This is a genomic window from Phenylobacterium sp. (assembly GCF_036821595.1).
Lineage (GTDB): Bacteria > Pseudomonadota > Alphaproteobacteria > Caulobacterales > Caulobacteraceae > Phenylobacterium.
Window position 1 is genome coordinate 84,706 of record NZ_DAISJG010000004.1, and the last position, 18,808, is coordinate 103,513.

Genomic DNA, 18,808 nt, shown 5'->3' on the forward strand with positions numbered 1-18,808 from the left:
CATGGTCGCGATCATCCAGTTCATCTTCTTCATCCTGAACAGCCTGCTCGGGCTGCTCGTCTGGGCGATCATCATCAACGCCATCCTGTCCTGGCTGGTGGTCTTCGACGTGATCAACCTGCGCAACCGCTTCGTCTACAACGTCAGCCGGTTCCTGGACGCGGTGACGGATCCGGTGCTGCGGCCGTTCCGCCGCCTGATCCCGCCGCTGGGCACCGTCGACATCAGCCCGATCATCGTCATCCTCGTGATCTTCGGCCTGCAGCGGTACATCCTGCCGGCGCTGGAAGGCTTCCTGATCCGCATGGTCAGCTTCTGACGCCGTGCGGCTGACCGTCCGGGTGACGCCCCGGGGCGGCCGCGACGCCGTCGAAGGCTGGACGCAGGACGAGGCGGGCCGTCCGGTCCTGAAGGTCAGGGTCTCGGCCGCCGCGGCCGACGGCCAGGCCAACGCCGCCGTCATCGCCGTCCTGGCCAAGGCGCTCGGGCGGCCGAGGTCCGCCCTGCGGATCCTGCGCGGCGACGCCGCCCGCACCAAGCAGATCGAGGTGGAGGGCCTGGAGCCCGCGGCCCTCGCCGCGGCCGTGGGCGCGCCGCCCGGCTGAATCCTGCGTCGACGGATTAAATTCGCCGACCGGCGGAACTTGCTTTTTGACAGTGGGTTGAGAGCACGTCGCTCAACGGCTTGCCTGCCGGACACGAGCGGCGACGATCGGCCCGGCCCACACCCCTGGCATCCCCCCCGACCGAGGCCGGGCCGATCACCCCCCTCCTCCCACGACCGGCAGCCGCCGCCCGGAACGCCGGCGCGGCTGGCCGGTTACGTCCCTGAGGACCCACAACAAGGAGCGAACCCATGGCGGACCGGGACACGTCCCCGCGCGACGGCGGGCAGGCAGGATTCCAGGACGGCGAGCTCGGCGGCGGGCTGCGCAAGCCGGGCTTCTCGCGCGGTTACGGCCGGGATTTCGGCGCGGGCGGCCGCAACCAGGGCTTCGACGGCAGCTGGGGCCAGGGCTACGGCGGTAGCTTCGACCCGGGCGGCGAGGACCTGGGCGCCGGCGGCCGCACCTGGATCGACCAGCGGGCGGACGCGCGCTCCGGGCCGCACGCCGGCCGCGGGCCGCGCGGCTGGAGCCGCACCGACGCGCGGATCCGCGAGGCCGTCTCAGAGGCCCTGATGGAGGACCCCCTGCTCGACGCGCGCGAGATCGAGGTGCAGGTGGAGGGCGGCGTCGTCTCGCTTTCGGGGGAGGTCCCCGGCGGATCGGACGCCCACCGGGCCGAACAGCTGGCCCGCCGCTGCGGCGGGGTGGGCGAGGTGCGCAACGACCTGCAGGTCCATGGCCGTCCGCGCCGCGACCTCAGCCTCGACGGCCGGGCCGGGGAGGCGCCCAACCCCTTCCATCCGCCGGGCCAGGACCATGCGGTGACCGCCGACCAGCGCAACGCGGCCCTCGGCAAGGGCGGCGAGGCGCCCTCCCACTAGGGACTGGCGCGACGGCGGCGCGGACCCCAAATTTCGGCGCATGCCGAGCCGCGCCGACCTTGCCCGCCTGATCGCCCGCGCCGAGCGCGCCGTGGTGTTCACCGGCGCGGGCATCTCCACGGAATCGGGGATTCCGGACTTCCGCTCGCCGGGCGGCGTCTGGAGCCGGATGAAGCCCATCTACTTCCAGGACTTCGTCGCCGACGCGGCCAAGCGGCGCGAGGTCTGGGAGCGGGCCTTCACCGGCCGCGCCGGCTGGACCGGCCGCAGTCCCAATGCCGGCCACCACGCCGTGGCCCGGCTGGTGGCCCAGGGCAAGGTGAGCGCGGTCATCACCCAGAACGTGGACAACCTGCACCAGGATAGCGGCGTGCCGGCCGAGCGGGTGATCGAGCTGCACGGCAACGCCACCTACGCCACCTGCCTCGAGTGCGCCGAGCGCCACGAGCTGGCGGAGCTGAAGGACAGCTTCCTGAAGGCCGGCGAGATCCCCTACTGCCGCCGCTGCGGCGGGCTGGTGAAGACCGCGACCATCTCGTTCGGCCAGTCGATGCCCGAGGCGCCGATGCTGCGGGCCGAGGAGGAGACCCTGGCCTGCGACCTGTTCCTGGTCCTGGGTTCGTCCCTGGTGGTCTATCCGGCGGCCGGCTTCCCCCTGCTGGCCAAGCGCAACGGCGCGACGCTGGCCATCGTCAACCGCGAGCCCACCGACCTCGACCCCTACGCCGACCTCGTGCTGCACGACGAGCTGGGCGAGGCGCTGACCGAGGTGGTCCCGGCCGGCTAGAGGTAGCTGAGCACCCCGCCGGGGTTGCGCCGCTTGACGCCGGCGAACCACCGGCAGGGCAGGTAGAGCGCCGCCGTGACCGCCAGCCAGACGCCGTAGACCACCGGCAGGGGATAGCCGAAGCCCTGCAGGGCCTGGCCGTTCCGGAAGAGGTCGTCGATGCCCCACACGGGATAGCCGCTCGCCAGGCTGGCCAGGGCGGAGAGCGCGTGCGCGATGTAGATGTGAGCGATGTAGAAGAAGAACGGCACGGCCCCGAAGGTCGCCCAGGGTTCCGCCCACCGGCCCCTCAGCGTCTCCAGCAGGGGCAGGAGCAGCAGGGCGGGGCCGAGCGTCATGCAGGCGTAGAGCAGCGAGGGCGGGTATTTGGTGGTGGACAGGAAGTCCATGACGGTGCGGGCCGGCGAGGCCTGGCCCGTCCAGCCGTCCGGGTCGCCGTAGACCCCCGTCGCGCGCAGCAGCAGGAACAGCACGACCATGCCGCCGCCCACGGCGCAGAGCAGGAACCGCCGGCGCGGCGCGGCCTGGGTGAAGATCGGCCCGAGCCCGAAGCCCAGGGCCATGACGCCGATCCACGGCAGCAGCGGATAGGCGACGAAGCCCAGCAGCCGGCCCTCGGCCAGGATCGGGCCCGGCGCGTGCAGCACGGACCACAGCGGGGCCAGCGCGCCGAGGTCGGCGGGGCGGACCGGGTCCAGCAGGTTATGGCCGGCGACGATCGCCACGCCCACCGCGAGCACCGCGCGCCAGGGCAGCCAGACCAGCGCCGCGAGCGCCACCATCGACCAGCCGATGGCCCAGATGACCTGCAGGAAGAGGAAGTCGAGCCCGAAGCTCCAGCCGAAGCTGATCACCGTCAGCTCCATGAGCACGAGCCACAGGCCGCGGGTCGCCAGGAAGCGCGACAGCTCGGGCCGGCTCTTGCCCCTGGCGAACTGCAGCCAGGCCGAGACGCCGGCCAGCATGACGAAGACCGGGGCGCAGAAATGGGTGATCCAGCGCGTGGCGAAGAGCAGCGGATAGCTGCGCTCCAGGTCCAGGGGATCGAACAGGAAGGCCTGGCTGTGCAGGTAGTCGCGCACATGGTCGAGGACCATCAGCACCATCACCCCGCCGCGCAGGATGTCGACGGAGGCCAGGCGCCGGGACGCCGCCGCGGGCTCGGCGGCGGCCTCCGGGGTGAAGTCGAGAAGGGACAGGGGGCGGTTCATGGGGTGGGGACCCTACCCACGGCCAAGCTCTGATCAACCGGCGTTCCGCGACCTGGCGCCCGGATTTCCGGCGCCGTGACCGGGGTCACACCGCAGCCACACGCCAGATTACGCGTTTTCACCCTCAGGGCGCGAGCGTCATGCCAGCGCCACGATTGATCGGATAAGCCGCTCCGATCACGATTCCCGGAGCTCCCCTGGTGAAGATAATTTCCGCCGCCGCCATCCTGTCCCTGACCGTCCTCGGCGCCTGCAGCGGCGGCGGCGACACCGCCGCCTCCGGCTCGGGCGAGGACCCGCGGTTCGCCGGCCTCGACCAGCAGATCCTGGCCTGGCGCACCGACATCGAGGCCTCCAACCCGGCCTGCGCGACCAAGACCGACGGCGCGGGCTGCGAGTCCTTCCAGGTCACCTGCAAGGCGGAGCGGACGATCACCCCGGAGGAGCAGGCCAGGGGCGTGACCGCCAAGCTGGTGGCGGCCATGACCTTCACCGGCAAGGGCGTCGACGGGAAGCCCGGCTCGGCCTTCGCCGAGTTCGCCAAGGCCGGCGACGCCTGGACCCGCACGGAGACCGGCTCGGTCAACCTGTCGAGCTGCGCGGGCTAGTTGCCTTCCGGCCCCTCGCGCCCGAAAAGGCGGGCGGGAGGGGAAGGCTTGCCCAACATCGCCGTCACCGAGCGCCTGCTGGAGCTCTTCAGGGCGCGGACCATCGCCCACCGCTTCGGCGGCGGCGCCCGCTGGCGCGTAGGCGAGACCCTGCAGGCCGAGCCCGACTGCCGGATCGAGCGGTTCAGCCACATCCTGGCGGGCCACGCCCTGCCCGCCGCCCTGGGGGCGTTCAGCTACAGCTTCAGCCCGTTCCTGCCGACCATGCGGGTCGGCCGCTACTGCTCCATCGCCCACGACGTGGGGGTGATGGCCTCGCAGCATCCCACCGACTGGGCCACCAGCTCGCCCTTCTCCTATTCGCCGTGGGGGCTCGAGGGCTTCTCCCGCTACCTGGCGGAGGAGAAGGGACTCACCTCCTTCATGCTGTTCCCTTCGGACGAGTTCCGCTCCGCCCCCGTCACGATCGGCAACGACGTGTGGATCGGCGAGGGGGTGCTGCTGAAGGGCGGGGTGACGATCGGCGACGGCGCCATCGTCGCGGCCCGGGCCGTGGTCACCCGCGACGTGCCGCCCTACGCCATCGTCGGGGGCGTGCCGGCCAGGGTGATCCGCATGCGCTTCCCCGAGGCCGTGATCGAGCGTCTGCGGGCCCTGCGATGGTGGCGGTTCGGCCCGGACGTGCTGCACCCGCTGGACGTGCGCGACACCGAGGGCTTCATGGAGCGGCTGGAGGCGCGCCTGGCGAGCGACCCGCCGCGCCCCCTGGACGACCCGCCGCTCACCTACGACGAGATCGCGGCCGCCACGACCTGAGTTCACCGCCCAGGGCCCGCGCGGCTACGCTTTACTCAAATTCTTCTGGATCCGTCTACTATTTGTCGGGATTTCGACAGAATATCTCATAGACAATTCAGTTAAGATACCGCCGCCTTAGGAACTTCTGCGCTCCGGATGGGTTCGGATATCGGCGCGCGTGTCGCGAGCGCCCCTTCCAGAAAGAATAGCCCATGTTCATGCACAACAAGAGACTGCAATATACTGTGCGCGTCTCTGAACCGAACCCGGTCCTCGCCAGCCTGCTGCTCGAACAGTTCGGGGGCCCCGACGGCGAGCTCGCGGCGGCCATGCGGTACTTCACCCAGGGGTTGGCCGAGGAGGATCCCGGCCGCAAGGACCTGCTGCTCGACATCGCCACGGAGGAGCTGAGCCACCTCGAGGTGATCGGCTCCATCGTCGCCATGCTCAACAAGGGGGCCAAGGGCCAGCTGGCCGAGGCGGCCATGAGCGAGGCCGAGCTCTACCTCTCGCTGACCAAGGGCGGCGACAGCCACACCCAGGCGATCCTCTACGGCGGCGGTCCGGCCCTGACCAACTCCTCGGGCGTGCCGTGGACGGCGGCCTATGTGGACAGCCGCGGCGACCCCACCTGCGACCTGCGCTCGAACATCGCCGCCGAGAGCCGCGCCAAGATCATCTACGAGCGGCTGATCAACATCACCGACGATCCGGGGATCAAGGACGCCCTGGGCTTCCTGATGACCCGCGAGGTGGCCCACCAGAAGTCGTTCGAGAAGGCGCTCTACGCCATCGAGCCCAACTTCCCGCCCGGCAAGCTGCCGGGGAAGCGGGAGTTCACCGACGTCTACTACGACATGTCCCAGGGCGACGGCGACATGAGCGGCCCGTGGAACTCCGGCGACAACTGGGAGGTGGTCAGCGACCGGGAGGACCAGGCCGCGGTCGACGGCGGCGACGGGCTGGCCTCGGTCAAGCTGCCGGCGAGGGACGCCAAGACCCTGGCCCAGCTGGCCGAGCGGACGCAGTCGGCCCCCGACGTCGATCCGATCACCGGCGCGGACCTGGGCGCGGGCCCCGGGGCCGGCGCGACGACCCCGGTCGGTTAGGGCGGACGGCGATGGCGATGAACAGGACGCTGGCCAAGACATGCACCTACTCGGTCATGCATCTCACCGTGGCGATCATCGTCGCCTTCGCCCTCACCCGCGACTGGCGGATCGCCCTGGCGGTCGGCCTGGTCGAGCCGGTCGTCCAGACTCTCGCCTTCGCCATCCACGAGCGGCTGTGGTCCCGCGAGGGCCCGCACCGGTCGTGGCTGGCCGGGTGCGGCCACGCCCATGCCGCCCCGACCGTCCGGGGCGAGCCATTCCAGGCCGGTGATCTGGGAAGAAGTGGTGCCGCCTAGGTGACTCGAACACCTGACCTACGCATTACGAACGGCCCCAGGGTACCTCTTCTTCGATATCCGAAAGCGCGCCAAAACACGCCTTAGCCATTGATGTGCTTGTGCTTTTATCGCTCACGAGCACGCTGGGCCGCGACGCCGATTTCGCGTCATTTGCTTCCCATATGCTTCCCAGCGCCCCGCCAGGGTGGCTGGGAAGCAGCTGCGTCTACTCCTGGGAAGCAGGAGTGCGGAATGCCAAAGATCACCAAGAGGGTTGTCGATGCGCTGAAGCCGCAGGAGGGGCGCGACCTCTTCCTCTGGGACGAAGAGCTGCGCGGGTTTGGGGTGCGGGTGCGCAGCGGCTCAAAGACCTACTTGGTCCAGTACCGCAACGCCGACGGCCTCACTCGGCGCATGACGCTCGGCAAGCACGGGGTCATCGCACCCGACCAGGCGCGGAAGCTCGCGCTCAAGGAGCTTGGAGCGGTGGCGGGCGGCGCCGATCCGGTAGGCGATCGGAAGCGCATCCGCGCGGGCAAGACGGTCGCCGAGATCTGCGACTGGTACCTTGAGGAGGCGAGCTCGGGTCGCCTGCTGGGGCGCAGCCGGCGACCGATAAAGCCCTCCACACTCAAGAACGACCGTACGCGCATCGAGCATCACATCCGTCCGCTCTTGGGCGGACGCGCAGTGCGGACCCTCACGCTGGGCGACGTCGAGCGGATGCAGGCACAGATCGCCACGGGCTCCACCAGGGCGGCGAAGAAGCGGAAGGGGCGTGGAGCCAACACCAAGGGCGGCGAAGGGGTCGCCGGCCGCACCGTCGCGACGCTGCGCACGGTTCTGGGCCACGCCAGAAGGTGGGAGTTGATCGACCGAAACCCGGCCCTAGGCGTGCGCCAGATCGCGAGCCAGAAGCGCACGCGGCGGCTCTCGGAAGAGGAGATCGCCGCGCTCGGCGCGGCGATGCGGGAGGCGGAGAGGCTGGGTGAGAGCCCCGTCGCCCTGGCAGCGGTGACGCTGATGCTGATGACTGGTTTTCGGCGGGGTGAAGCGCTCGGCCTGCAATTTGCCTGGGTGTCCGCTGACTCGGTGCGCTTCCCCGACACGAAGACGGGACCTCAGACAAGGCCCATCGGGCGGGCGGCGCGGGCGCTGATCGAGTCGCAGCGGCGGCGGGAGGGGCAGGTGTTCGTCTTCCCCAGTGACCGCGCTGAGACGCACTTCGTGGCGGCGGACAAGACAATCGCGCGGCTCTGCGCGCTGGCCCGGATCGAGCGGGTCACGCTTCACACCCTGAGGCACACCTTCGCCAGCGTGGCCGCCGACATGGGCTATTCGGAGCTCACCATCGCTGGGCTCCTGGGCCACGCATCAATGGGCGTGACGCAACGCTATGTGCACCTAGACAAGGCGCTCATCGGTGCGGCCGGCGAGGTCAGCGCTCAGATCCTGGGCCTTCTGCACGATGGAGCGAGGGCGGTTCGGTAGGGGGCCTTAACTTCAGGGAATGGGGATTAGGCGCGGCGGCAGCGGATCTGGTGAAGGTCGGTCAGGGGTAGGTTGCGGACATCGCTATCAGTCCGGGAAGCGGACGTTCGCCAACCCACGGCGCGGATTTATCCGCAGCTGCCGAAACCGCATATTGTAGAAACATTCGGATGAGAACGCGGGCCGTGTAGTCGATCCCCATGGCGACTTCGAGGAATCGCTTGGCCTCGCCTTCCACGCTGCCGGTCGCCGCCGCGCGCATGGGGATCGGATAGTATCGTTGGTCGGTCGGATCGAGGTCCAGGAACGCCAGAGTGCGTAGTATGGACTGAAGCTCATCCAACGGACGGAGGTGTTCGGGCAAAACGTTCCGATAGCGCCAAAGCTCCAAGATCGCGGCCGCGCACGCCTCGTCGGCGGCGGCTTTGTCCTCGGACGTTGCGACCTCCGCCCGCGCGATCAAGCCGGCGACATGGTGGGCCATCCACGAGGCCAAAATGTCGTCTTTCGCGTCAAGTTGCAGAACCAGCTGCTTACCCAGCGCGACTACCGCCTCAGAACGGGTGAGCGACACCGTCGGCTCCCATCAAATAGTAGAGCTCGTAGGGCCAGGCATATTCCTCGAAGTCCTCTCTGTCGCCTGCGTGCCGCGAGCCATTCCGGCGCACAGAGACGTGGAGGATCAGGCGCTCGTCGGGCCGAGCCACAAACAGTTGTTCCAGAAAGCCGGAATTTGCGGCGAGGCGCCAACCGGGCAGGATATCGGTCTCGCGCCCATAGCCCACACTCTGCGTCCAAGTCTCCCCGCGCAGTTCCGCCCCGCCGGGCCCCCTCCACACCCGACCATCCGGATCTTCGACCATTGAAAGCTCGCTGATGACGGCGTCACTTAGCGTCGGCGCTGGGAAGCGCATGCCCTCGGACCAGGGGTCGTACTCATCGAGGTGCCGACTGCGGGCATGGTCGTGAATCCAACCCGTACAACGGAACAGGCCAACGTCGAGGTCGTCGCCCTGGTCGGCGTCAGGTAGTACGTAACGGGCCGCGTCCGGTGCCGTCTGCAATGCGACGAGCAATGACTCCGCCGTCACGGCTGTGACCAAGGCGCTGCGGACTGAAATAGTCTCGGTCAGGTCATCCATTTGCTGGTGCCAATAGCCCCACACGACTCGCTGACCATCGTCGGTGGTGAGTTGCGCGTCGAGATCGGCCCGCGAGACGTCCCAGCGCCAGGTCTTCATCTTCTCGTAGGTGGACTTGAGAGGGTCGGGCGTGAAGCGAGGGTCTCGCCGGTCGGCCAACCACCGACCGTCCGGCGGCGTGAGCCGATAGGGCTCCAACCAGCCTTCGAAGCTGTTCTGGTCGTCGTCCTCGCGTTGATGCACGACGTGGCTTTCAAGGAGATCGGCAGCGACCATCATCATGGCGTGATAGCCATGGTAGGCGCGAAGATCGTCGGCGCGGGGCAAGCTCCCGTGGCTATGGGTGTTAGCCCGGTCTCGAAAGATCTTGCGCGTCAGCCGAGCGTCATCCCGCCAGCTTCCCCGCTTCCAGCCAATGCGGTCGCGCACCGCCGTGCGCGCTCGGCGCTCGATCGCGCCCTCGGTTACTCCGAAGGCGTCCCCTAAGGGCCGGAACCAGTAGGGGCCGATGTCGATGCCGAAGTAGTACTTCTCGTCATCCGACGCTGAGTCCTCGGCGGGTTCCACCTCATCGAATTTCCGATCCACCCAGCCGCTGATCCGCCTCACTGGCTTTTGGGGCCGATTCACCGCGGCGAGGCCCTCGGTGTCCTCTTCGTCGATCACGCCGGCCGCCGCCAAATTCGCCAGCGCTTGCGCACACAGCTCGCGGATGAGGACGTGGGGAAGAGCCGTCCAGGCTCGCAACAAGGGGGCGGCAGTCTCCATGGCCGCAGGTGCCGCGAGGGCCGCCCGAGCCAGGCCGATCGCCAGCCATTGGCGGGCATGCCAGAGGTAAAATTCCAGCCCCTGGTCGGTGAACGGTCCCGCGTCGTCGCGTTCCGCCCAGGCCAGGATCGCCACGAGCAGATCCTTCCAGCCCAGTTCTATGACGCCCCGCACGGCGTGCGCGAACTGCCAGCGCACGCTGGCGAGTGGCGATCCGAGTCCCGCCCAGATGTATCCGCCCAGCGCTGCCAGCGTGTCCGCCGGAGGCTCCAGGGTCGGACGCCAGGTTCCGTCGGCGTCATCGGGGCCCAGCAGGTCTTCGACGAGATCCATGCCGTAGTTCAGTGCGTCGTCCGCCTCCGCGGCCGTGAGCATCGCAGCCAGGGAATCAACGGCGCGAAACAGCGACCCAGCGCTGAGGTGGTCGACGTGCGCGGCAAAGCCCTCCACGGTCGCCGAAACGACCTCGGCATCGGTGAAGAGCCCCTCGGCTTCCAACCGCTCGAAAGGGATCACGCCGTTCCAGCCCCGGCGCCAAACCCGCTCCGGCTCCCGGCGGCACATGCCGAGCACAGTCTCGCGCACAGCCGCGCGAAGCGCCGGCCGCCGCGGCAGAGGCTTTGGAAGAGCGTCCAGCAGGTAGCGCAGATCGTAGGTGTCAAAGTCCGGCCAGCCCGCCACTGCCCGGATCAGGTCTGCCTCGCGACCCGGACCGGCGCGCGTGAGCGCCTGTTGGAAGAATTCTTCCAATCGATAAGGCGGATCGTAGGTCCGGAGGGCGGCGTAAGCGGTGCGGAGCCCAAGGGAGTCAGTGAGATCGATTCCGTCGAATATCACCGGCCAATCCGGGTTTCGGCGGGTCGCGATCGAAGCGTCGGACGGTGGCGCTCTCTCCGAGGACGGCGCAGGCCGGGAAGGAGATAGGGGGATCGTGGCGGCTGCGAGCCTCTCGGCATCGGGGAACGAGATGCCTAGCCGTTGGCCGAGCGCCGAGACTTCGGCCCAGGTGCGGTGGCCATAGGGCTCCACCCGCATATAGCGCCAGGCAAGCTGCAGGATGGCGTCTCGATGCGCCGTGGCCTCACCATCGGCCGCCGCCTTCAAGATCTCCAGCCGCGACCACTCGGCATCGACCCCGGCCAGCGCGACCGGTGCGAAGTTGGGCAATGCGGCCTCGGCTACGAGACGGTTGACAACGATCGGCAGTAGTCGCGGCGCATGGCCAAATCCACGATCTCTCCACCGGCTGAGCACCGCGAACGCCGACGACCGGCAAAGACCTGCTAGAACTTCCGACGTCGAGTTCCAGGCAAAATGCTTATCGCGGACAACGTACTCGTATGTAAGTTCCGCGGCCCGCGAGAACCGATGCGCGGTCTTCGGCTTAGGCTGTGACGGGTCGGAAGCCGCCCGGCCGAGGCTCAAGAAGGCCTCCCAGCGGTCCAGGTTCTCTTCGCCGATGCGGCTGGCGAACGAAACTGCACGGTCGAAGACGGCCGCGGCCTCGGAGCCGCTGACTGGCAGGATGGCTCGCGCCAGTTTGGTGAAATCGGCAAGGCGCGTTTCCGCGTCTTCGCGACCCCGCTCAAGCGCTTCAAAAGCTTGGCCGGCCAGCGTGACCGCCAGTTCGGCCAGGCCTTCTGCCCGGGCGGCGCGCCGACAGAGATCGATCATGGTATCGGGCCAGAGCTTCGCCTTCGGATCTGTCGCCCACTCGCTGAAGGCGGGCTGCAGCGCGGCCCCTTGGGCTCCGGCGTCCTGAAGTACCGTGAACCAGCAAGAGGCCGCCATCTGCCAGGACGAGGCCACCTGATCGTAAAGGCGGTTCTCCGCCGACGCCGTCGCCTTTCGCGCAGCCTGGATGGCCTCTTCCAGGTTCGCCGGCGTCCGCCCGCAGATCACCTCTGCGCTCAGGATGAACCAGGAGAGCAGGTTCCCGATCTCGTGCTCAAAGACCTCGGTTTCGTGGTCGCGGCCGTAGCTTCGGCCAGATTCAAGTTGGGCGCGCGCACGCTCCGGGGCAATTTCGATCAGGGTCACCGCGGAGCCGCGCAGCGCCGCGCTTAAGGCGTAGGCTCGCAACAGCGGCATTCGGTCGGTACCGTACCGCGAGGTCATGTCGTGGGGCGGCGCGGGGGGGAGATAGCGCTGAAGGATCTGCGATGCCTTCTCGGCCGTCGCTACCCGCGAGATCAGGCTCATCTCGACGGCCGAGGTCACGGCCGCCAGCAGTTGCCAACGATAGTGAAGGTCCTGCGTGTCGGACAGATGGACCCGGCGATCTCCGAGAAGGCGGATCATCCGCGAGAGGACGGCGTCAGGTAGCCGGTGACCGACACTTCGCGCAGCCGACGCCAGACCCAGAAGCAACCAAAGGTCGTTCGAAGCGGCGATCGCCATGTCGTCGACCTGGTCGGCTCGACCGACGTCGAACAATCGACGACCCAGGCCGATACCCGCCACCATCGCGTGCCGTCGCCAACGCCATCGCCGCAGGAAGGAGGCAGCGGGCCCTGCGCCGCGAACGCGGAGCAGCGCCATCGCGAGCTCCACCCGATCTGCGTCAGAGACTTCCTCCCGCTCCTCCTCATCTTCCGTCCGCGTGGCGTTCGCCCAGCTTTCAAACCAGCTCATCGCCATCCGAAGGCGACTGGAGGCCTCAGGCGCCAACTCCGCGCGCCCTGACAGCAGGCCGGCGTCGTAGGCATGGTGGGAACCCATCCAGCCTGACCCGAACGGACGCCGCGCCACGAGCTCTTCGATCCGATCCGGGGTCAGCAACGCGGCGGCGATGTCGGTGTTGTCTTGGATGAGCTGCGTCTGGCGCTGATCGCCGGCCGTCTCGCCCGCCGCCTTCAGAGCTAGCTTTGCTGCAGGAAGCGCTCGCTTCTGTTGTAGGCAGGCTTTCAGGGCGAAGATCAGCCGCTGGAGCTCCACATCGCGGCGCGCAATGGGCTCGCTCGGCAAGCCTTCGTCCGACAGGGCCAACGCTACAAGTTCATCCAGCCGGCCCGCCTGCAAGAGCAGTTCTGGCAGTACCGCCGCAGCATAGGAGCTTTCAGCGCTCAGGGGCTGCAACCGCGCCAAAAGGTTCCCCATGGCCGCGGCGTCGGGCTTGAAGCGCTCCCGGAACCAAGTCTCGGCTGGTTCGTCCAGAAAGTGCAGGCTGCCGCCCTTGACGAATAACGGCCGACCGAGGTCCAGCGCGAAGCTTCGGACCTCGCTCTCCGACATATCCGCCAGGCGCGCGACCACGGCGATGGGCACCAACGGACGCAGGACCGCCAGCGCTTCGCACACGCGATCGATCCGGGCGGCCTCGACTGACCCGTGCTCCTCTTTCAGCTTGGCGATGGCCCGGTCCAGCAGGTCGCCCAGCATGCGGTCAACCGTGGTGGGAGTCGGACCCAGCTCCTTGAGCATATCAGGCAGTGGCAAGCGTCGGGACATGGCCGTCGCCTGAACGCGCGGGTTGTCGCTGCTGAGAACCGCGAATTCGGCGACTTCCGCGTCGGATGCGAGCGGGTAAACGCCGCGAAGATGGGCCGCCGTCTCGATTGGGCTGAAGGGCTGGAGCTCGACGGCCACCGCCTCAGCGGGGGGCGCCAGCTTCCCCTGTCGGTGGGTTCGACAAGTGAACGCGAGGCGCACGCCGGCAGGCATGGGCGCGCGGATCAGCTCCTGTACGAAGCTCCGCGCCTCCGACAGGTCTTCGGCCGCCATTTGCGCGTTGTCGGCGGCGTCGATGATCAGGCAGAGCGAGGCGCCAGGCGTCCGGGCCTGCAGCACGGCTATGGCTTGCTTCAGCCGGTAGATGAAAGCCCGCAAGTAGGCCTTGGCGTCGGCCCCACTACTTGGAATCAAAGGGTGGCAGAGGCCTTGGGCGGCCAGTTCGTTGGCGATCTGAACCAGGGCATCGCGGGGACGATGCCGGGCATTCAGAGACATCCGGTAGAGCCCGTTGCCATAGCAATCGTAGAGGACAGCGACCGACCCATCCGGCATGGCACGAGACAGGCGCGCCGCCAAAACGGACTTCCCGACGCCACCTTCCGCATGAATGATCAGAGGTGTCGTAGCCGCCAGCAGCTGCGCAAGGATGGCCGCTTCCTGCTCCCGTACCAATTCCTGGTCCGGCTCCGCGATCATGTTAGGCGCGGGCGCCAGATCGTCCTCGGTGGCGCCCAATGCCCTAAGGACATCGTTTCGCCGGATGCTGGGGTTCGCGATGAACTCCGTGGTGGCTTTCCGGGTGACCAACTCCTTCAACTGCACGGGCGCGTCGAAATCGGCATCGGGCAGGTAGGCGCGGACATCCTGGGTGAGCAGGTTCCGCTGTGCCCACAAATTGTCTTCGCCACCCTCCGCGGAAAACAGTGCGAAGAACCTTGATGCCTCGTACGGATCGCCGCCCACGTAGCCTAGCAGCAGGGTGTGGATTGTGGGGTGCCGAGGCGTCGCGCCCGCTGCCAAATCGGCCAATGTCTCGAGCACATCACCCTGGATCGGGCGATTAGTGGTGAAGCGGAAACAGAACCGCGCCGCCACTTCGTCGGCGGACAGTTCGTCAACCAGATCGCGATACCGCTTTGCGAACCCCTGCAACGTGCCTTTGAGCCCGCTACCTGTCCAAGGGTCGCTGGCGTGAACGGTCGAATGTTTCAACTGGGTGTAGTCGACCCGGCGAGCGCTCTTGCGGTCCTCTGCGCCAAAGTAGAAGCCGACGTCGATGATCTCCTCGCCGGCCTCGATAGTGTCGCCTTCGGAAGTGGACGCCCCTTCAATCGCGACCGCGACGAGGTCGGAACCGCCCGGAAGCAGCTCCAGGCAGCGGCGGGCAGCCCAATGGTAGTGAAATTGATCTCCGTCCCGGCTGGCGAGGACGGAGGCGCGCCCCGCCATGGACCCGTCCCTACTTCTTGATCCGTTCGTGTTTTATCAGGATTTAGCTGCGTCAGCCCACCGTTCAACTGCCGATCCGGAGCTGTGATCCTTGCGCTCCATTCGCTGGCCCATGTAGTCGCCAACCACCATACAGACCGACTTCACCGCTGCTCGACTCTGGCCGCATGAGGTTTTCGCGAGACCTGAACCGTACGTTCCATGCTCCCGCCGTCGTTCTCGTCAGAGTTCGCTCGGCTTACCGGCGCGCGCGAGGACGAGTTCGCGCAGCAACATCCTGGCGATAGACCTCGGGGTGGAGCCGCCGATCTGGGTGACCTTCTCGAAGCCCTTGTACTGCACATAGACCATCTTTCCGGCCGTGTGGAACGTGCCTTGGTGGTTCGCGCCGTCGACCTCGATAAACAGGGTTTCGGTCTGAGACGGGATAGGCTTGGTCATGCGGTGAAGCTGGGCAAGGCCCACGCGCGGCACAATAGCGATCGGCCGCTTGTCCACAGCCAAGTCTGCGAGACCGCGGAGGTCCCGCGGTCCACCCTTGAATAGGGCTTGGGCGAGCTTTTGCATGACTCCACCCTGTGCGGACCCATGGAGCATCCGCATTCGGTGCCCAGGTGGGAAGGTCCAATTTCCAGCACGATGTCAACTTTCGCTCCTGACGGACAACCGACCTCAGCCGGACCGGCGACAGGCAGGGGGACCTCCGCTAGCTAGCGGTAGCGTGCGATCTCCAACGCTGGAGCTACCGTGCGCGCCAGGCTGCAACTGACCCCAGCTTCGAACCGACGGCCTCGAAGCCTTGAGGCAAATCGACCGACCCCAGGTGCTTCCCAGGTGCTTCCCAGGTGCTTCCCAGGTCGGTTTCTTCCCGCTGGGAAGCAGGAGGATTTCGGCTAAGTCATTGAAAAAGTGGTGCCGCCTAGGTGACTCGAACACCTGACCTACGCATTACGAATGCGCCGCTCTACCGGCTGAGCTAAGGCGGCCCACGGAGCGGCGCGGGGAGCCCGGCCGCCGAGGAGGCGCCTATTTAGCGGCTCTCGGCGCGCTCGCCAAGCGCCGCCTCGCAGGGGCGCGGCGTTGCGGCGCGGCGGGGGGTTCGGGGGCCGGCGGCTCGTCCTCGGCGAAGGGGTGTTCCTCGATCGGATAGAGCAGCGGCTCCTGGGCGTCGGCCCCGAGCAGGGCGGCGCCGTCGGCGTAGGAGAGCGGCAGCTCGGGCAGCTCGCTGAGCGAGCGCTCCTGGCGTTCCAGCCGCGGATGGATCAGCTCGCCGGTCTCGGCGAAGGTCGCCACCAGGCGGGCCCAGTCGGAGGCGTGGTAGGCGAAGGCGCGGCCTTCGGGATCGAGGTCGGACCAGTCCGGCTCGTGCGGGGCGCTCATGCCCCGGGCCATCCACAGGCGGGCGTCGTCCGGCCGGGCGCCGGCGTAGGCGACCCGGGCCATCAGGCCGGCGATGCGGGCGGTGACCGGCTCCCCGTCGAGCGCGCGCGCGGCCTCGGCGGCGGCCGGGGCGTCGCCGGCGATCAGCGCCTGCTCCACATAGAGGATGCGGCTCTCGCGGTGGGTGGGGTTCTGGCCGGCCAGCTCGATCAGCCGCGCGGCGCGGGTCTTCGGGGTCTCGTCGGTCCGCAGGTCCCGGTAGGCGAGGTAGAGCGCCGGGTGTGGCGCGACCTTCCAGGCCTGCTCCAGGGTGGCGGCGGCGCGCTGGGCCTTGCCGTCCCGGGCCAGCAGGCGGGCGGCCATCACCACGCCCGGGGCGAAGCCGGGCTGCAGCCGGGCGGCCTCCACGGCGCAGTCCAGGGCCCGGGCGCGGGCCTTCGGCTCGGGGGCGTGCTCCAGCTGGGCGGCGGTGGCGGCGAGCAGGGCGGCGCGGGCGCGTTCGGCGACCAGCGGGCTCACCACCCGGCGGTCCAGGGCGCTCTTCACGAGATCGAGGGCGGGCTCCCACTGGCCGGCTTCGAGCTTGGCCTCCAGGAGGGCGCGCCAGGCCCAGCGGGCGGTGCGCGCCTGGCCGAACGCCTCCTCCGCGTGGCGGAGCGCGGCGTCGCGGTCGCCCTGGGCGAGCGCCAGCTGCATCAGGCCCTTGTGACCCGCCAGCCGCATCTCCGGGAAACCCAGCATGGCGGTGTAGGCGGCGTGGACGGCGGCCGGGTCGCCGGCGGCCTCCGCGGCCTGGGCGGCCAGCACGCGGGCGAGGCCGGGGGTCTCCACGGCGAGGTCGACGGCCTTGCCGGCCAGCCGCCGCGCCTCGGAGCCGTCGCCGGCCGCCACGGCCAGGAAGCCGCGGGTCAGGACCTCGTTCGCCTGCCGGCGGCGGGACTCCGCGCGGGCGCGCTCGGCGCGCTGCGGGGCCTCGAGGATCCAGATGAGGGTGCGCCAGACGACGGTGGCGAGAAGGGCGCCGAGGCCGGTGATCAGCACGGCGGCGGCGGCGGTCATGTCGGCCCGCCAGCCCAGCCAGACGATGCTGGCGCGGCCGGGATCGCCGGTGAGCGCCAGGATCGCCACCGCCGCGGCGAGGACGAGGAAGACGACCAGGCCGGCTCGGATCATCGGCCGCTCCGCGCCGGCTCGCCGAGGTCGCGGAGCGCGCGCGCGCGCAGGGCGGCGGCGCGGCGGTCGATCTCGGCCCGGCGCTCGGCCCGGATGCGCCAGGGGGCCATGGCCTCCCGGGCGGCCGGGGACAGGCCGTCGAGGACACGCAGCGCCGCGTCGAGGTCGCCGTCCTCCACCAGCCGCTCGGCGCGGGCCAGGCGGGCGTCGACGCCGTCGCCCGTCACCTCGCCCACGCGGCGGATGCTGACCACCTGGGCGAGCGCGTGGCCGACCCGGTCGGCGAGGCCGGCGCCTTCCCCCGGCGCGCGGGCCGCGGTGGCCGCGCGGGCGGCGTAGTCGGGGAAGCCGGCGGCCAGGGCCGCGCGGGTCGGCGCCCCGGTCTCGGCCAGGCGCTCCAGCGCGCCCAGCTCCGGCAGGTCCGGGGCGGCGGCGCGCAGCGTGGCGAGTTCGGCGGAGAAGGGGCGCGCGCCCTGGGTGGCCTCCATGAGGGCCGCGGCGGCCAGGGCGGCGGCCGCCGACCGGCTGGCGCTCTCCTCCTGGCTTTCCAGGGCCGCGACTCGCGCGGTCAGCCGCTCGATCTCGGCGGAGGAGGCGGCCGGCGTGACGACCAGGGTGTCCGGCGCGGCAGGGGCCGGTTGGGCGGGGGGCAGCGCGGGCTCGGCCGCGGGCGGCGACTCGGCCACCGGCGGCAGGCCGGGCCGGGCGGCGAGCAGGCGGGGGACCACGATCCCGACGGCCGCGCCGGCCAGCACGCAGACGACGCAGAGCGCGATCACCGCCCATCGGCCCGCGCCCCGCCGCGCCTTCGGGCGGTACTCGGCGGGATCCCTGGGCGCCGAAAGGCCGGCGGGCTCGGGCGGCGCGGTCATGGATTGCGGTCGATCAGGTTGAGGAGGGCCGCCTCCAGGGGAAACGGCGGATAGGCCTTGGCGGCGAGCGTGGTGCGCGACAGCGGCTGGATCACCGCCTTGGAGAGGCCGAGCGCGCGCAGCTTCGGCGCGGGGTGGGCCTTCAGGACCTTGGCCAGCACCTGGGCGGCGCGCGGCGAGTGCAGCAGGGCGGCGTCGGCCCTGGTCAGCATCTCGGCCTGGGCGTCGGAGAGGCTCACCGGGCCGGTCTCGTAGAGGACCAGCCGCCGGGCCTCGACGCCGTGCTTCTCGAGCGCGCCGGCCAGGTCGCCGGCCGGCTCGGCGGCGCCCGGATGCAGCACGGCGCCCTTCAGCTCGGTGCGGCGCATCCCGATGCCCTCGGCCAGGGCGTCCACGTCGCCGTCGGCGGAGAGCACGGAGCGGAAGCCGGCGGCGCGGGCCGCCTGGGCGGTGGCGGCGCCGACGGCGAACACCTTCAGCGAGCGGTCGCCGGTCTTGTCGGCGAAGGCGCGCACCCCGTTGGCGCTGGTGAAGGCGAGGGCCGCCACGCCGGTGAGGTCGATCTCCACGTCGTCGAGCGTCTTCACGGCCAGCAGGGGCGCGACCAGCGCCTCGTGGCCCAGCGCACGGACGCGCTCGGCCGTGGCGTCGGCGCCCGGCTGGGCGCGGGTGATCCAGATTCGCTGACGGCGGACGGGCATCCGCGGACCTTATAATGGCGGAGCTTAACCTTTGACGACTGCCGGAAAGGTGAGCGCGCTAAGGGCCGGGATCAACTCCGGCCGGCGAGGTGCGGC

15 protein-coding genes, 1 tRNA gene and 1 pseudogene are annotated in these 18,808 nt (G+C 69.5%); 9 read left to right on the top strand and 8 right to left on the bottom strand.

The genetic code is table 11. The features are described from left to right. The first annotated feature begins 1 nt into the window (after position 1). The 4 genes from V7Z97_RS03810 (at position 2) to V7Z97_RS03825 (ending at position 2,276) form a co-directional block, all read left to right on the top strand. Positions 2-319 (top strand): YggT family protein, encoded by a 318-nt coding sequence (locus V7Z97_RS03810; protein WP_334161536.1) that lies wholly within the window; start codon positions 2-4, stop codon positions 317-319. Positions 320-323: 4 nt separating this feature from the next. Continuing rightward, entirely contained in the window at positions 324-605 is a 282-nt protein-coding gene (locus V7Z97_RS03815; RefSeq protein ID WP_334161538.1) for a DUF167 family protein, read from the top strand. A gap of 251 nt (positions 606-856) precedes the next feature. Further along, a complete protein-coding gene (locus tag V7Z97_RS03820; protein WP_334161539.1) occupies positions 857-1,489 on the top strand; it encodes a BON domain-containing protein in 633 nt (210 codons plus the stop codon). Positions 1,490-1,529: 40 nt separating this feature from the next. After that, a complete protein-coding gene (locus V7Z97_RS03825) occupies positions 1,530-2,276 on the top strand; it encodes an SIR2 family NAD-dependent protein deacylase (protein WP_334161540.1) in 747 nt (248 codons plus the stop codon). Here V7Z97_RS03825 and V7Z97_RS03830 read toward each other — a convergent pair. Beyond that, on the bottom strand, positions 2,273-3,487 hold the full coding sequence (locus V7Z97_RS03830; protein ID WP_334161541.1) for a DUF1624 domain-containing protein: 1,215 nt from the start codon (positions 3,485-3,487) through the stop codon (positions 2,273-2,275). The genes V7Z97_RS03825 and V7Z97_RS03830 overlap by 4 nt on opposite strands. Before the next feature lie 200 nt (positions 3,488-3,687). Here V7Z97_RS03830 and V7Z97_RS03835 point away from each other — a divergent pair, with 200 nt between their 5' ends. From V7Z97_RS03835 to V7Z97_RS03855, 5 genes and pseudogenes are all read left to right on the top strand, one after another. After that, positions 3,688-4,095: a hypothetical protein gene (locus V7Z97_RS03835; protein ID WP_334161542.1), complete on the top strand. Its 408-nt coding sequence runs from the start codon at positions 3,688-3,690 to the stop codon at positions 4,093-4,095. 48 nt (positions 4,096-4,143) lie between these two features. Beyond that, entirely contained in the window at positions 4,144-4,911 is a 768-nt protein-coding gene (locus V7Z97_RS20565; protein WP_442958005.1) for a CatB-related O-acetyltransferase, read from the top strand. A 200-nt stretch (positions 4,912-5,111) separates the two neighbouring features. Next, positions 5,112-6,002: a manganese catalase family protein gene (locus V7Z97_RS03845; RefSeq protein WP_334161544.1), complete on the top strand. Its 891-nt coding sequence runs from the start codon at positions 5,112-5,114 to the stop codon at positions 6,000-6,002. Between the two features lie 17 nt (positions 6,003-6,019). Continuing rightward, positions 6,020-6,190 (top strand): annotated as a pseudogene (locus V7Z97_RS03850) (DUF2061 domain-containing protein); the annotation flags it as partial. A gap of 345 nt (positions 6,191-6,535) precedes the next feature. Next, positions 6,536-7,774, top strand: a complete 1,239-nt coding sequence (locus V7Z97_RS03855; RefSeq protein WP_334161545.1) for a site-specific integrase — start codon at positions 6,536-6,538, stop codon at positions 7,772-7,774. Positions 7,775-7,835: 61 nt separating this feature from the next. On the opposite strand, the gene V7Z97_RS03860 is transcribed toward V7Z97_RS03855, so the two are convergent. The 7 genes from V7Z97_RS03860 to V7Z97_RS03890 form a co-directional block, all read right to left on the bottom strand. Next, the gene (locus V7Z97_RS03860; RefSeq protein WP_334161547.1) at positions 7,836-8,348 is read right to left on the bottom strand and encodes a hypothetical protein; all 513 of its coding nucleotides are present in this window, start codon (positions 8,346-8,348) and stop codon (positions 7,836-7,838) included. Further along, complete coding sequence (locus tag V7Z97_RS03865; RefSeq protein WP_334161549.1) at positions 8,329-14,586, bottom strand: NACHT domain-containing protein; 6,258 nt, start codon at positions 14,584-14,586, stop codon at positions 8,329-8,331. The genes V7Z97_RS03860 and V7Z97_RS03865 overlap by 20 nt, the downstream gene beginning before the upstream one ends. 222 nt (positions 14,587-14,808) lie before the next feature. Then, on the bottom strand, positions 14,809-15,153 hold the full coding sequence (locus V7Z97_RS03870; RefSeq protein WP_334161550.1) for a hypothetical protein: 345 nt from the start codon (positions 15,151-15,153) through the stop codon (positions 14,809-14,811). Between the two features lie 343 nt (positions 15,154-15,496). Further along, a tRNA-Thr gene (locus tag V7Z97_RS03875) sits at positions 15,497-15,572 on the bottom strand. 40 nt (positions 15,573-15,612) lie between these two features. Further along, complete coding sequence (locus V7Z97_RS03880) at positions 15,613-17,139, bottom strand: heme biosynthesis protein HemY (RefSeq protein ID WP_334161552.1); 1,527 nt, start codon at positions 17,137-17,139, stop codon at positions 15,613-15,615. Continuing rightward, a complete protein-coding gene (locus V7Z97_RS03885) occupies positions 17,136-18,011 on the bottom strand; it encodes a COG4223 family protein (protein WP_334161553.1) in 876 nt (291 codons plus the stop codon). Before V7Z97_RS03885 ends, V7Z97_RS03880 begins: the two co-directional genes overlap by 4 nt. Next, a complete protein-coding gene (locus tag V7Z97_RS03890) occupies positions 18,008-18,712 on the bottom strand; it encodes a uroporphyrinogen-III synthase (protein ID WP_334161555.1) in 705 nt (234 codons plus the stop codon). Before V7Z97_RS03890 ends, V7Z97_RS03885 begins: the two co-directional genes overlap by 4 nt. Positions 18,713-18,808 lie beyond the last annotated feature (96 nt).